At 50.0% G+C, this 15393-nt stretch carries 12 protein-coding genes; 4 read left to right on the top strand and 8 right to left on the bottom strand.

Annotation, left to right across the window (positions count from 1 at the left end; genetic code table 11):
- Positions 1–65: 65 nt before the first annotated feature.
- Positions 66–965 carry a glycerophosphodiester phosphodiesterase gene (locus tag ACPV3A_RS25225; protein ID WP_339222653.1) on the bottom strand — a complete coding sequence of 300 codons (900 nt, stop codon included), beginning with the start codon at positions 963–965 and terminating at the stop codon, positions 66–68.
- Positions 966–1239: 274 nt separating this feature from the next.
- Here ACPV3A_RS25225 and kduI point away from each other — a divergent pair, with 274 nt between their 5' ends.
- From kduI to ACPV3A_RS25205, 4 genes are all read left to right on the top strand, one after another.
- Positions 1240–2073 carry a 5-dehydro-4-deoxy-D-glucuronate isomerase gene (gene kduI / locus ACPV3A_RS25220; protein ID WP_194541546.1) on the top strand — a complete coding sequence of 278 codons (834 nt, stop codon included), beginning with the start codon at positions 1240–1242 and terminating at the stop codon, positions 2071–2073.
- A gap of 40 nt (positions 2074–2113) precedes the next feature.
- Positions 2114–2863, top strand: coding sequence for a DeoR/GlpR family DNA-binding transcription regulator (locus ACPV3A_RS25215; protein ID WP_194541545.1), 750 nt, complete (start codon positions 2114–2116; stop codon positions 2861–2863).
- A 76-nt stretch (positions 2864–2939) separates the two neighbouring features.
- Positions 2940–3692, top strand: coding sequence for a 2-dehydro-3-deoxy-D-gluconate 5-dehydrogenase KduD (gene kduD / locus ACPV3A_RS25210; protein ID WP_194541544.1), 753 nt, complete (start codon positions 2940–2942; stop codon positions 3690–3692).
- A gap of 259 nt (positions 3693–3951) precedes the next feature.
- Positions 3952–4836 (top strand): transporter substrate-binding domain-containing protein, encoded by an 885-nt coding sequence (locus ACPV3A_RS25205; RefSeq protein WP_216535470.1) that lies wholly within the window; start codon positions 3952–3954, stop codon positions 4834–4836.
- A gap of 77 nt (positions 4837–4913) precedes the next feature.
- On the opposite strand, the gene ACPV3A_RS25200 is transcribed toward ACPV3A_RS25205, so the two are convergent.
- From ACPV3A_RS25200 to ACPV3A_RS25170, 7 genes are all read right to left on the bottom strand, one after another.
- Positions 4914–5543: a 50S ribosomal protein L25 gene (locus ACPV3A_RS25200; RefSeq protein ID WP_426201939.1), complete on the bottom strand. Its 630-nt coding sequence runs from the start codon at positions 5541–5543 to the stop codon at positions 4914–4916.
- A gap of 207 nt (positions 5544–5750) precedes the next feature.
- Entirely contained in the window at positions 5751–8102 is a 2352-nt protein-coding gene (gene pulA, locus ACPV3A_RS25195; RefSeq protein ID WP_426201972.1) for a type I pullulanase, read from the bottom strand.
- Between the two features lie 343 nt (positions 8103–8445).
- Positions 8446–10167, bottom strand: a complete 1722-nt coding sequence (gene ptsP / locus ACPV3A_RS25190; protein WP_426201936.1) for a phosphoenolpyruvate--protein phosphotransferase — start codon at positions 10165–10167, stop codon at positions 8446–8448.
- Positions 10160–10435, bottom strand: coding sequence for an HPr family phosphocarrier protein (locus ACPV3A_RS25185; RefSeq protein WP_071222804.1), 276 nt, complete (start codon positions 10433–10435; stop codon positions 10160–10162). The genes ptsP and ACPV3A_RS25185 overlap by 8 nt, the downstream gene beginning before the upstream one ends.
- A gap of 60 nt (positions 10436–10495) precedes the next feature.
- Entirely contained in the window at positions 10496–12577 is a 2082-nt protein-coding gene (gene ptsG / locus ACPV3A_RS25180; protein WP_220686112.1) for a glucose-specific PTS transporter subunit IIBC, read from the bottom strand.
- A 281-nt stretch (positions 12578–12858) separates the two neighbouring features.
- Positions 12859–13716 carry a glucose PTS transporter transcription antiterminator GlcT gene (gene glcT / locus ACPV3A_RS25175; RefSeq protein ID WP_339222640.1) on the bottom strand — a complete coding sequence of 286 codons (858 nt, stop codon included), beginning with the start codon at positions 13714–13716 and terminating at the stop codon, positions 12859–12861.
- A gap of 148 nt (positions 13717–13864) precedes the next feature.
- Positions 13865–15391: a flotillin family protein gene (locus ACPV3A_RS25170; RefSeq protein ID WP_194541538.1), complete on the bottom strand. Its 1527-nt coding sequence runs from the start codon at positions 15389–15391 to the stop codon at positions 13865–13867.
- Positions 15392–15393 lie beyond the last annotated feature (2 nt).

Here is a 15393-nt window from a genome sequence, read left to right as displayed (position 1 = left end):
TTTACTTACACATTAAAAAAGACAACCCTTGATTTCTCAAAAGGTTGTCAACACCGTTACGCCATTTATCTGATCATTTTCCTGTTCGAAATTGAAATCGGTACCCGATCCGGGTAATCCGTAATAATCCCATCCACGTTAATTTGAAGCACATAAGGAATCTGCAGCATATCCCGAATGGTCCATACCATCGTTTTCAGCCCGGATTGATGTATCTTTTGAACCAGCCCTTTGGATACCAGCCTCATCGATACATTCACATACTCCGCATAGGTCTTCATATCTTCCAGCTGCTGCTTGGATAAGTCGCCCGCACTGGTGATAACAACGCCCAGCGGGATATCGGGCATCAGCTGCCGGAATCGAAGGAGAGAGTCCTTATCTGCTGACTGCACGATGATCAGGTCCTTATACCTCTCACCACCATCAGCGCCGATGATATACCTTTTCAACTCGTCTGCAACCCTTTGCTCGATACCCGGATACCGGGAGGGAGATTTCAATTCGATCAACAGCCCGATACGCCCCGCGAAATGCTCAAGCACCTCCGCCAAAGCGGGAATGACTTCTCCTTTAAACGCCGAATCGTACCATGAACCTGCATCCAGCATACGCAGCTCCTCAAAGGTTAAATCGCCTACTTCTCCCTGCCCATCGGTGGTTCGCTCAACCGTGGAATCATGAATTACAACGACCTGTCCATCCTTGCTCAATTGGACATCCAATTCCAGCATATCCGCTCCCATATCAAATGCTTTAACAAAAGAAGCCATCGTATTTTCCGGGGCATAACCCGACGCCCCCCGATGGGCAATATTAACCCAGGACTGATCGCGCTCATTCTCCGACCTCATCCATACTTCCCGTTCCCCAGTTTGATGATAAGGATAATACGGGACATCAGCGTTATTTTGAGAACCGGCCACTGCGAGCACAGCTGTTAGAATAACAATCATTCTTTTCATCGGGTTATCAATCTCCTAGTCGTACCTTGTTCACTTCATAGCTAGCCTTGCTGAAGAGCATTTCAGGGCAGCCTGCCCATCCCCATTGATGCTAGTTCTTCCCTTTCTGCTCCAAGTTCAGTCAGATATATATGAAGTCGGCTCGATGTTCACCAGGTGTTAATTATGGTTCATTTTGTATTTAGCTCTTGTAATATGAACATAAATGGAGTAATTTGTACTTATATGAACATTATGAATTCATTATAATAGAATGATGAGGAGATGAACGAACATGGAAAGACGTTATGCATCACACCCTAATGAAGTGAAACAATATGACACAGAAAGACTCCGCAAGGAATTCCATATCCCCGTCCTGTTTACGCCTGACAAGCTGGAGCTTGTCCTGACGCACGAAGATCGTATGATTATCGGTGGCGCCGCTCCCGTTCAAGAACAAGTCAAATTGGAAACCGACCTTAAAGAGCTGGGTGTTTCCTCTTTCCTGGAACGCCGTGAGCTTGGCATTATCAATATTGGCGGACATGGTACCGTACTGGTGGACGGTGCGGAGCATGAACTGAACAACAAAGAATGCTTGTACGTTGGCATGGGCACGGAAGAGGTTATTTTTAAAAGCACGGATCCATCCAACCCAGCCAAATTCTATTTGAATTCTGCGCCAGCGCACCAAACATTCCCGACAGCCAAGGCCACTCTGGAGGAAGCCGATTCCAGCGCTTTGGGCGATATCAAAAATTCCAATGATCGCGTGATCTATCGTTTCATCCATCAAAAAGGCATTGAGAGCGCCCAGCTTGTCATGGGTATGACCCTGCTGAAAGAAGGAAACATGTGGAACACGATGCCTGCCCATACCCACCCAAGACGGATGGAGGCTTATCTCTATTTTGATTTACCGGAAGAAGCGGTTGTCATCCATCTGATGGGTGAACCCAATGAAACGCGGCACATCGTCATGCGCAATGAGCAGGCCGTGATTTCGCCAAGCTGGTCGATCCACAGCGGGGTAGGCACAAGCAACTATACCTTCATCTGGGGCATGGCCGGAGATAATAAACGTTATGATGATATGGACCCGGTGTCCATAAAAGATTTAAAATAGAGGGGAATATCCATTAACCCACGGAAGAGTTGAGATTCATATGAACCCGTTACGACGCTATGAAAAAATAATGGAGTACCTTCTAACCCATAAAGAAGTGACTGTCGCCGACCTAAGCCAGCAGCTTCAAGTAACCGGAAAAACCATACGCGAGGATCTGACCAAGCTGGAGGAACAGGGTCTAATCGTTCGTGTGCATGGCGGAGCTGTCCTTGCGCACAGCGATCAATTCGGCATCCTGCCGTCCAAAGAACCGCTTGCCAAGCATCCGACTGAAAAGACCGAAATCGCGCTGAAAGCGCTGAAGCATATCAATACCGATGACATCATCGCCTTAGACGGAGGCAGCACCACGCTGGAGATTGCCCGCAGGCTGGAGGATGTGCCTCTGACGGTCATTACGAACGATGTGTATATCATCAGCGAATTGGCGACCAAGAATCATATCCGATTGGTCGTTCCGGGGGGCTACCGGGTCCGAAATATGCTCGCAGGCCCTGAAGGCGTATCGTATGTATCACAGCTGAACATTCAAAAAGCCTTCATATCCGCCACGGGCGTCCATCTTGATCATGGATTGTCCATATATACCGGGGACTTGATCCCTTTCAAACGGGCATTAATCGAAACTTCGCTGGAGGTATATGCCGTTGTCGATCATCACAAATTTGGTCAAACGGCATTAAGGACATTTTCATCCCTGCAGGAGATCAACGGCATCATTACCGATGCGGGACTGCCACCCGAGACGATCAAACAATATGAAGGTGCCGGCGTTACCATGCTGTAAGCGCCGCATCAAAACTCAAAACCGGCCTAACTTCATAATTACTAAATAGAGAGCATATGAGAGGGGATACTGGAGCATGAACAGGTTTGACTTATCAGGCAAAACCGCAATCGTCACCGGCTCCGCCAGAGGACTAGGGCAAGGCATAGCGATAGCTCTAGCCGAAGCCGGCGCGGATATCGTTGCCGTGTCCATGAATACAAGCGCCGAAACGATAGAAGCCATCACTTCACTCGGCAGAAAAGCTTCCGAAATTCAGGTCGATCTAAGCGACCAGAGCAAACTCCAGCAAACTTTTGACCAAGCGCTGGAGCTGACGGGGCATGTGGACATTCTCGTAAACAATGCCGGCATTATCCGCCGGACGCCCGCCAAGGATCATGGTACTCAAGATTGGCTTGACGTGATTGACTTGAATCTGAATACCGTATTTTTGCTGTCCCAACTTGCCGGAAGACATATGATTGAACGCGGCAGCGGCAAAATCATTAACATTTGCTCCATGCTGTCCTACCAAGGCGGAATCAACGTGCCCGGATATACGGCAAGCAAGCATGGTGTTGCCGGCCTTACGAAAGCTTTGGCCAATGAATGGGCAGCCAGCGGCATCCAAGTGAACGGAATTGCTCCCGGTTATATCGAAACCGATAATACGGCAGCCATCCGTCAGGATGAGGAACGACGGACTTCCATTACGGAACGTATTCCTGCCGGACGCTGGGGGAAACCCGAGGATATTGGCGGACCCGCCGTATTCCTCGCTTCCGCCGCTTCGGATTATATGAACGGACATGTGCTTTGTGTTGATGGCGGATGGATGGCCCGTTAAGAAGCATAAAGCGCTGTATCAAGAGCATGTCAACGTTAACATCAATTCTATCTAGCAAAAATAGGCTGTGCTTTTCCGCTGCTGCTGCAGGCGGAGATAGCACAGCCTATTTCATTCTCCTCTCCAATCCGATTAGAGACCCTAAGTTCTTACCGTGTACCGACATTTCACGAATATACGAACCATCCTTTGGGACATCCTAACTTTACGAAATGGGCCTCGAAGGACCGTGAATAAAGAAAGGATGGTTTCTGGAATCATGCGCGGAACAAAATCGATACGTTGGATCAGTCTTGCCTGTTTATTCACACTGATCGGTTCAATTGTACTTACCGGATGCACGCCTAACAGCAATGACCGGGTGCCGACCCCCAACATGGGCGTAAATCCTTACCGGGTGAACACGGGCTTCCTGCTTCGGAATGCCGTGGAGCGCGGGACCCTGCGAATTGCAACGGAACGGGATTATCCCCCTTTCAGTTACCATGGAACGGGCGGAAGACTTACAGGTTTTGATGTGGAAATCGCTGAAGAGGTTGCCCGTCATATGGAGCTAAGAGCAGAATTCGTTGAAACCGAGTGGGAGAATCTGCTGCCAGGATTGACGGAAGGCAAATACGACGCCGTCTTCAACCAGATTGAAGACAAGCCGGACCGGCGGGCCCTCTATGATTTTTCCGTCGCTTATCTATCCTCAACCCCGGTTCTGCTTGTGCGTTCCTCGGGTGAAGATCAGATTCGCACCTTCTCGGACATCAAGGATAAGCGTGTCGGCCTGAACCCAACCGGAATTTATAAGGATATGGCCAAGAAGCATGGAGCGGAAATTGTCCCGATCAAATATATATCAGACGCAGCTAACAAGCTCGCAAACGGAGAGCTGGATGCCGTCATTTCGGACCAGTTATCCGTAACCAACCTGAAGCAGCAGTTCCCGAATCTGCCGGTCGCTGCCGCCGAATCCGCCGATCAGGTGTCCGAGATTTCCGCAGCCTTTGTAAAAGGGAATCCGGATCTCGTGGCCGCCGTTGATAATGCACTGGCTACCATGCAGCAGGACGGAACGTATTTGACCATTTGGAACAAATACTTTGGAGACGCACCGATGAGTTATAAAGGAATCCATGATCGAAAAGTTAAATAAACTTTAAAAATTCGTGACAAAAAGGCGCCTGCTCCGCTGGATTCCCAGCATAGCAAGCGCCTTTTTAAATGTGCATATTATGATTCTTCGGTTGTCTCTCCCGCATCCGCTTCCTCAGCGTCCGCTTCATCCACCGTCTCAGCAGCCTCAACGGCGCGTGGCACGATGACGGTTGCGAGAACCTCCTCATCCGAAGCGTGCAATGTAATACCTTCCGGTACTTTAATATCTACAACCGTAAGCTTGTCGCCAATCTCCAGAGCGGATACGTCCGCTTCGAGGGTAGTAGGCAGCTCGCCTGGCAATCCCTCTACTTCGATTTCGGTCACCTGGGTTTGCAGAATACCGCCAGATTTCGTTCCGGCAGCAGTACCTTGATAATCCACCGGTATGCTGACACGAACCGGCTTGTTCATGGAGATCCGCAGAAAGTCCACATGGGATACAGTGCCGCGTCTCTTTTGAATGTCCTTAATCAAAACCGGAATTTTACCGGAGCCTGGAATATCAAGCTGGAATACCTCTGAACGTCCGGTGTGGAACAGCTTGGCCGTATCCTTGAAATTAACAGCTACGGGGATGCTTTCCTCGCCCGCGCCGTATACAACGCCGGGGATTCCGCCATTTTCGCGAAGCACTCGGCGAGAAGCCCGGGTAAATTCATCACGAACATCTGCTTGGAGTTGAACTGTGTTTCCTTTTGACATGAGTGACATCCTCCTTTATCGAAAACAAAGTCTATCTCATTATTACCCTATTTACCTGCTAACTAATCATGAGTTTCAGATGTTTTAAATTTCAATCCTGTGGGTAATGAATGGTACCCCTTTTGAAATATAAATAATAGGAGCCCCCTTTTCAGTACAATAGGAGGGCTCCTGATTTTTTAAATATACAATCCTTATATACAATCCTCAACTCGCCATATCCCGCTGCTCTTGGCCCTTGGAGCCGTCGCCTTTGACACTTAGCAGCGAGATCCGTACTTTGGCTTCGTCTGGCGGAATATCGATAAACCAGTCGTTCTCGCCTTCCCGATCCTCCCAATCGTTCAACCTGACGATACAGCCGACCCGCTTGGTTCCGGGAGCTGCATAGAAGACCGCTCGAGCTTTGCCGCCGTCCACTCTTGAGAATGGCACGCTGCCATCCTCCACGCCTGTTCCCCACACCCATACGTTCCAGCCATCATATGCTTGATCACGTCTTTCATATTCAATCTCAACGGTAGTCAAGCCTTGCTTCTTCTGGGTCTGGTCTTCGTACAACACCATCAGCGAAAGCCCTGGGACCGCTATAGCTCCTTGGTCCAACGTCTCGATCGTATCCGTACCTGCCTGACGATCATTCACCACGATGCTCCAGCGGTAAGGTGTAGGCGGCAAATCAACCGTCATTTCATGCTCATTCCCGTTCACGATCACTACAATCTGGCCCCAGCTATCTTGTGGATGATGCGTTAATCGGTAGGCGATAATCCGATCGCTGCTGCGCAGCACTTCCATATGTTCCTCGATCTCTTCTCTTGCTGCCATACGAAATGCCGGATGAGCTTTGCGCAAGGCAATAAGGCCTTTGTAATAGTCAAACACGGGTTTGAATCGTTTCTTGTTCGACCAGCGGATCGCATTAACGGCATCGCCGCTGCGGTAGCTGTTATGATCGCCAAATTTCGTGCGAAGCAGCTCATCGCCGGCATGGAGCAGCGGAATCCCTTGAGACAGCAGGACAATCCCGTTAGCCAGCAAGCTGCGGCGCACAGCCGCTGCCGACATTACATCTTCATCAGGAATACCGGCATAGGGTGTGGAAGCAGCCGTTGCCTGCCATGCATCGCCGCCGTTAACCAGCTTCCCGTCCGTCATGCGAAGCAGACCCGCCTGTTCTTCCATCCCGCTCGCCACTAAAATTTTGTCCCACAGATTCAAATTATCATGCACGGTGACATAATTGACCGTCTCATCCGGATGAAGCGCAAAATCATGGATCGAGCCCATCATCCCTTCAACGACAGCGCCCTCGTACCACGCTTCGCCCGTAGCAAAGCCTCGGCCGCGCCCGTCATTGTCACCCTTGATGGCATGCCGGAAATGATCATTGAATACAGCGAAGCCTTGACCCTTCTGGCTTCCTTTGACGGTTTGCTCCGTCAGCGGACTCATTCCTCCCGTCCAGGGCTCACCGTAGAACAAGAGAGAGCTATCGACCTCACGACGCAGCTCGCTTACAATCTCTTTCATCGTTGTTGTATCGATCAGAGCCATCAGATCAAATCGAAAGCCGTCGATATGATACTCCTCGGCCCAGTACCTTAAGGAATCCTTGATATATTTGCGTACCATCGGCTTCTCCGTAGCCAGCTCGTTGCCTACACCTGAACCGTTCGATAAATGTCCATATTCATCCTTGCGATAGAAATACCCTGGCGCCAATCGTTCAAACGGACCGTCATCCACCATATACGTATGGTTGTAAACCACGTCCATGACGACACGGATTCCCTTGGCATGCAGAGCCAGAATCAGCTCCTTCAGCTCCCGGATGCGCAGGATCGGATCCATAGGATCTGTCGAGTATGAACCTTCAGGAACATTGTAATTCTGCGGATCATACCCCCAGTTATACTCGCGGCTTAAGCTCCCGGCATTATATCCGTCCAGCTCATTGACCGTTCGAAAATCAAATATCGGCAGCAGATGCACATGGGTCACACCTAATTCTTCGAGATGATCCAGTCCAATGGTATTCCCTTCGGAATCCCGCAGGCCACCTTCTGTGAATGCCTTATATTTACCTCTATATTTCATTCCCGAATCGGTATGAATCGAGAAATCGCGTACATGAAGCTCATAGAGCACCGCATCCGTAGGCTTCAGCAGCTTGGGTCTAACATCCTGCTCCCACTCCGGCGGATTGCTCTTCGCCAGATCGACAACCACTCCGCGGCAGCCGTTGGCTGACACCGCTGTTGCATAGGGGTCTACGGCATAATGCACGTCACCGTCCGCTGACTCGATTTGGTACATATAATAGGTTCCGTGAAGATCCCTGTTTACGACAGCCGACCATATGCCGTCGCCATTACGTTCCATCAAATATAATGTGCCACACTCGTGATCCGTTACGACACCTTGCTCGTTATACTCTCCCGGGCTTTCATACAAAGCCAGTTTCACATGAACCGCATCCGGAGCCCACACCTGAAAGGTCGTTCCCTCTCTTCGGCAGGTTGCCCCCAGCTTAACACTTGTGCAGCTCTTGATCATGTCCATAGTCATCATCACCGTCACTTATAAGTAGATTTACTTCCTAGTATGGGCGCCTGAATCATAAGACAGACCTCTAGCACATGAATGTAGAACGCTTTCATATATCATGATATGCCAAAAGCCCTGATTTGGTTTGGGTTTGATGCCAAATAACTATATATTTAGGCTATTATACTAGCAAATATGCCAGCTGTCTTTCTGTTGACAAAAAAAACATCTGTCCGAATGGACAGATGTTGTCAATGTAAAGCTATCGTGGAAAAAGATTGGTAGAGTCCCCAAAAAACAAACGAAATACGAGACTACATGGATCGATCAAGTTGTTAAGTTGTCTTCCTTCTTACTCCGCTGCAGTTTCTATGGATTCCACCAGAGCCACAACTTCCTCTGCAGTACCCATTTCAAGCGCCTTGGCAGCGAGTGCCTGCATATCACTGCGGGACAGCTTCCCGATCTGACTGCGCGCCGGAAGAATGGATGTAGCGCTCATGCTAAACTCATCCAGCCCCAGACCGAGGAGAATTGGAATCGCCGTGGCGTCACCCGCCATTTCACCGCACATGCCAACCCAGCGGCCTTCGCGATGAGCGGCATCGATGACCATTTTAACCAGTCGCAGAATCGCCGGATTATAAGGTTGATACAAATAAGCAACCCGTTCATTCATGCGGTCAGCGGCCATCGTATACTGGATAAGGTCATTCGTTCCGATACTGAAGAAATCAACCTCTTTGGCAAACTGATCCGCCAGGACCGCGGTAGATGGAATCTCCACCATGATCCCGAGTTGGATGTCCTCGGATACCGGAATGCCTTCGCTTACAAGCTTGGATTTCTCTTCCTCCAGAAGAGCTTTGGCTTCACGGAATTCACCGAGCGTCGCGATCATGGGAAACATGATTCGCAGATTGCCATGGACGCTTGCGCGCAGCAGTGCCCGAAGCTGGGTTCTGAAAATATCCTGACGATCCAGGCACAGCCTAACGGCCCGGAAGCCCAGGAACGGATTCATTTCCTTTGGCAGATCCAGATAAGGCAGCTCCTTGTCCCCGCCGATATCGAGCGTGCGGACAACAACCGGCTTGCCTTCCATTTTCTCCAGTACCGATTTATAGGCGACATACTGGATCTCTTCGGAAGGAAGTTTATCTCTGCCCATGTACAGGAATTCCGTACGATACAGTCCTACCGCTTCTCCGCCATTCTCCAGCACGCCGGTTACATCGTTCGGTGTCCCGATATTGGCGGCCAGCTCCACATGGATCCCGTCCTTGGATACCGTTGGTTCGGAGCGGAGTTTCTTCCATTCCTCGACCTGTTTGGCGTAGGCATCCTGCTTCGCACGGTATTGTGCCACGATGGCTTCCGTAGGATTAATGATGACATCCCCTTCCAGTCCGTCAACGATGATCAAATCCCCGTTTTGGACCGAAGAGAGCACGTTTTTCGTTCCGACGACAGCCGGAATTTCAAGCGAACGGGCCATGATGGCAGAATGCGAGGTGCGCCCGCCAATATTCGTCGTGAATCCTTTAACGTAGTTGCGGTTCAACTGCGCTGTATCCGAAGGAGTCAAGTCCTCTGCAACCACGATTACTTCTTCGCTGATTTCTGAAGGACTGACATAATTCAGGCCGAGCAGATGCTTGAGAATACGTTTGGTGACGTCGCGCATATCCGCTGCCCGCTCCTGCAAGTAAGCACTCTTCATGTTCTCGAACATTTGAATGAATTGGGTTGCCGTTTCATTTAAGGCATACTCCGCATTAACCGAATCCGAAACGATTTTCGCTTTGACTGGTTCAATCAATTCCGGATCATTCAGGATGAGAAGGTGAGATTCGAAAATCTCAGCCTTCTTCTCCCCGAGTTCCTGAAGCGTGCGGGCTTTGATCGCTTCAAGCTCAGCCTGGGACTGAGCCAGCGCCGCATCCAGCTTCGAAAGCTCGGCATCCGTGTCTGCCACTTGCTTTTCCGTAACAGAATAATCAGGATGCTCCAGTGTAAAAGCACGTGCAATCGCGATGCCCGCGGAAGCCGCGATTCCTTTCAAATTATTCATGAAGCTCGCCTAACCCTTCGTTCACCATCACTTCTTGCAGTGCTGTCAGCGCTTCGCTCTCATTGCCGCCTTCCGTGATCAGTGTCAATGTATCACCTTGCTCCAATCCGAGGGACAGAACGCCCAGGATCGATTTCAGCGTTACTTTTTTGCCGTTAGCTTCGGCAAATGAATTGGTGTCCTGGAATTTGTTAGCCGTATTTACCAATGCTGTTGCCGGACGTGCGTGAATTCCATCTTCGTCAATAATTTTGAATGTTTGTTGCATGTTCATCATCCTACTTTCGTATATTTTAATTTATATTGAATCCTTGAGATCATCGTGAGTTTAAGGCTTTGATATGGTGATGATCCCTTTTTCACCGCTTTTTACTTCCCCGGTCTTGTTCAGCTTCACGGAAGCTCCCTCCGGCAAATTCGAGAAGATCACAGGAGAAATAATCGATTTGGCATTCTCCTTCACATAATCCAGATCCACCTGCATGATCGGTTGGCCAGTGGATACCAGATCCCCCTCTTGTACAAGAACTTCAAAACCCTGCCCCTTCAGCTTAACGGTATTGACGCCGATATGGACAAGCACTTCCTTACCGCCATCGGACATAATGCCGACCGCATGCTTGCTGGGGAATACGTTAAATACGGTTCCGTTAACAGGAGAAGCGATCGTTCCGTTATGAGGTAATACCGCAAATCCATCTCCCGTCATTCGTTCTGCAAACACAGGATCAGGCACATGGGAAATATCCATTAGCTCTCCATCGACTGGCGATACGATTTCCTCCATGACAAGCGTTTCCCCGTCCTGACCAGCTTGCTGCTCCTCTTGAGCAGTCGGCATCATCTTCGGATCCGCTGTTTCAGGCGCAGTTGTCGGCGTTATTCCCGACATAATGTCCTGGATTTGAGATTTGATGGTATCGGAACGTGTTCCGAATATCGCCTGGATATTATTCCCCACCTCCAGCACACCTGACGCACCCAGCTGTTTCAGCCTTGCCTTATCGACATGACCCTTGTCTTTCACCTCTACCCGAAGCCGAGTAATGCAGGCATCCAGATGCGCAATGTTAGGCTGGCCGCCAAGCGCAGTCAGAATGTTAAGCGGCAGATCATTTTTACTGTTACCGCCTGATCCCTGGGAAACTGATTCCGGCTCCGTTGCGGAAGCTTCTTCCCGGCCCGGCGTCTTCAGATTGAATTTCCGAATGACAAACCGGAATCCGAAATAATAGATTACTGCCATGATAGCACCAACAATGAGTACATTCCACCATGGCGTCCGGTTCGGAATGACACCGAATATCATGTAATCGATCAGACCGCCCGAGAAGGTCATGCCAATCTTGGTACCCAGAATATGCATGATCATGAAGGACAGACCTGCGAACAGTGCATGTACGGCGAACAAGATCGGTGCGACGAACAGGAAGGAGAACTCAAGCGGTTCCGTAATCCCTGTCAAGAAGGAGGTCAGCGCTGCCGAACCCATAATACCGGCGACAAACTTTTTGTTCTCCGGTCTCGCTTCATGATAGATGGCAAGCGCAGCCGCAGGAAGACCAAACATCATAAAGGGATACTTACCCGTCATGAAGGTGCCTGCCGTGAACTCGACACCATCCCGAAGCTGAGCCATGAATATATTTTGATCACCGCGCACCATTTGACCTGCCTGATTCAAATATTCCCCGAACTCAAACCAGAAGGGAGAATAGAAAATGTGGTGCAGACCGAACGGAATCAATCCGCGTTCCACAACGCCGAACACAAAAGCGGACAGCGTCAGGTTTTGTTCCAGCATGAAATGGGATGCAGTGTTAAGCGCAGACTGGATCGGAGGCCATATAAAGACCATCAACAGACCAAGCAAAACGGAAGTTGCAGCCGTCATAATCGGAACAAACCGTTTTCCTGCAAAAAAGCCCAGATAGGACGGAAGCTCTATTTTGAAAAATCTCCGGTACATGCTTGCCGCTAATATACCTACAATAATCCCGCCGAATACCCCAGTGGCTAAGGTCGGAATGCCTAGCACGCTGGCATATTCGTAATTCGTGCCAATCATCGATGGCGTCACGCCGATCACGCTGCCCATGGTAACGTTCATGACGAGGTAACCGATGATAGCCGCAAGCCCGGCAACACCTTCACCTCCGGCCAAGCCGACGGCAACCCCTACTGCAAACAGCAAGGATAAATTCGTGAACACGATTTGTCCCGCATTCATCATGACGGTGGCAGCTGACTGAACCCAAGCCGCATCGAGCCATGGTGCGTACTGCAGGAAATCGGGGTTGACCAGCATATTGCCAAGGCCGAGCAAAAGTCCGGCCGCCGGCAATATGGCCACGGGCAGCATCAGAGCTTTACCGACCCTTTGCAGTACGCCAAAAAGCCGCTTAAACATGAAAATTTTCACCCTCTATCTAGTTGTGGTCACAAGCTGAATGTGGAGCATCATAAAACAACCAAATCAAAAAAAGGCATGAGTAACCACGGGAAAATGGATGGCTAATCTCATGGATTAGATTACCCAGAAATGGGTAATAACAACCAAATTCCTGCAATACTCATGCCTGATCGAATCAGTTACACGTTTGATTTGAAGTTTTATGCTTCATAACTGTTCGTATTGTAACACCGTTCATTTTTCGTTGCAACCACATGGTAAGGGACTTAATAAAATCTTCACATTTGCTCGCCCTGCTCTTTGCGCTGGACCAGCCGCTCCAGATGAATGGTCAAATAACCGGCCTCGGCGGGATATACGGGCTTTTTCAGCCGCTGCTCCATCATCTTCGTCAGTTTCCATGCCAAGGAATACGTTTCGGGATATTCGCGCTTCAGCAGACCATCCAATGAACTCGTCTCGTTCACCGCTTCTCCCCGCCGAATCCGCTCCAAGGCAAACCGGAGATGAGTCAGCAGACGGGAATAATCCAAGGAATCCCTCGGGATGGCATAATCCAGCTGCTGTTCAACGGTACGTACTAAATCCGCAATCAGTTCCGAATGCTTGCGAACCTCCGAAATGTGCTGGTTTGTGAGAGCACCGTGAAAATGAAGGGCAATGAATCCGATTTCTTCTTGGCCCAAGTCGACCCCAAGCTTCTCCCGGATGGTACGGACGGCGTATTCCGCCATCTCGTACTCTTCAGGATACATCTCTTTGGTTTCGTATAAAAAAGGATTATGGATATAGAGACCTTGGGCATGACGTTTAATGGCAAATGCAATATGATCAGTCAACGCTATGTGGATATGCTCATTCAGAGGAGCGTCGCTGGATTTGGCAGCATTCAGAATAATGTCATTCATCGCCTCAATCAGCTTCTCATCGATATGAGGCACCAGCTGCTTATACTGCTCCTGCTCCTCCGGTTTGGTCAAAATGAACATCTTCTCGGCAGCGGAGGCCGGGATAAGGTCTTTATTCTTCCGGTTAAAGCCTATTCCCTTGCCAATAACAACAACCTCGCCATGTTGAGGATGCTTCGCTATGATTACATTATTGTTCAACACTTTAGCCACTTGTAAGCTGCTCACGTTTGCACCTCTTTTTGATTCATACGCGTATACTCGGATATCTTATCAGAAATATAAGTGCGCGGCAAAATCATATGTGGTTGCCAAAGTCACCAAAGTGCCGTACCGCTGCCTGTGACCGCTATCCCAATCCTACTTGCCGCTCCCTCTACTCTTCCTTAGCAGCACTTGTCTCAACAGGTACCGGTACAAGTTCCTGTTCCACAGCTACTGGCTTTTGAGCCGAGGCAGGCTTCTTGGTCAATCCCTTTATCAGTTCTTCCACATCAATCCCGGACACACTCTTCAGCATTTCAGGCGCCGTAGACATCAGCTCAGTCACATAATTGCTCACGCGAGCCGCACCTTCGCCTTTGCCTGTATCTACAACCGTCAGCTTGTCGATGGACGAAATTGGCTGAGCAATTTTACCGGCAAGCTCAGGCAGCATTTTTACGATGATATCGAGTACAGCAGCTTCTCCGAACTTCTGGAACGCTTCGGCAAGTTTCTCCTTAGCATCGGCTTCGGCAATACCGCGCAGGCGGATGACTTCGGCTTCGGCCGTACCTTTGGCACGCTCGGCATCCGCAACGGCCAGACCATCCAGGCGCTTCTGTTCGGCAGACGCTTTGGCCTGGGTTTCGATGGAGTACTGCACGGCATCTGCTTCGCGCATCTTCCGGGCTTTATCCGCTTCCGCGGCCTGCTCAACGGCATAACGATCCGCTTCGGCTTTCTTCTTCACGTCCGCGTCATACTGCTTCTCGCGAACCATGATTTCTTTCTCCTGCAGGTCGATTTCGCGTTCCTTTCGAACGAGCTCAACCTTCATCTGCTCCTCGACCACCGTTTGTCTAGCACGGGCTTCCTGGATATGATAAGCTTGGTCCGCTTCAGCTTTCGCCGTATCCTGCTCCTTCTTAAAGGACGCAACCTTCAGCTCCCGTTCCTTCTCGGCTTCCGCGATATTGGTATCGCGTACGACCTCGGCCTTCTGTCCTTCTTCTTCCGCACGCGCTTTTTGAATCCGCGCGTCGCGCATCGCTTCGGCTTCGGCAATCTCCGCATCCCGCTTTACCGTAGCGATCCGCGGTTTACCCAGCGCTTCCAGATATCCATGCTTGTCGCGAACGTCCTTAATGGTAAAGGATACGATCTGCAGACCCATCTTCTTGAGGTCTCTTGCAGCGACACCTTGAACTTCCTGCGCGAACTTGTCGCGGTTACGGTATACTTCCTCTACCGTCATGGAACCGAGAATGGCACGAAGATGGCCTTCCAGCACTTCCTGGGCTTCGCCCTTCAGCGCTTCAATCGGCTTGCCCATGAATTGCTCGGCTGCCGTTGCCACGTCTTCGATCGAGCTTCCCACTTTTATGATGGCTACCCCATCAGCCATAACCGGAACGCCTTGCTCCGTGTACACTTCAGGCGTCATAACATCCAGTTTATGAGATAAAAGCGATACAAATTCGGAGCGCTGAAATACGGGGAGTATAAAAGCGCCGCCGCCGCGAACGATTTTGATTTTGCGGCCGGATTCATCCTCCGATAAATTTTTGCTTCCCAAAAAAGAACCGGTTACGATCATCGCTTCATCCGGACTCACCGTTTTGTAACGGGCCCAGAACGCAAGTCCTAACACAACAATGACACCTACAACAATTGACGGAATTACTAAGTATTCTGGCATTG

The sequence above is a fragment of the Paenibacillus sp. Dod16 genome (assembly GCF_049893405.1).
Taxonomy (GTDB): domain Bacteria; phylum Bacillota; class Bacilli; order Paenibacillales; family Paenibacillaceae; genus Paenibacillus_AQ.
The sequence above is the reverse complement of the archived record's forward strand: the minus strand, read 5'-3'. Positions and strand labels throughout refer to the sequence as shown.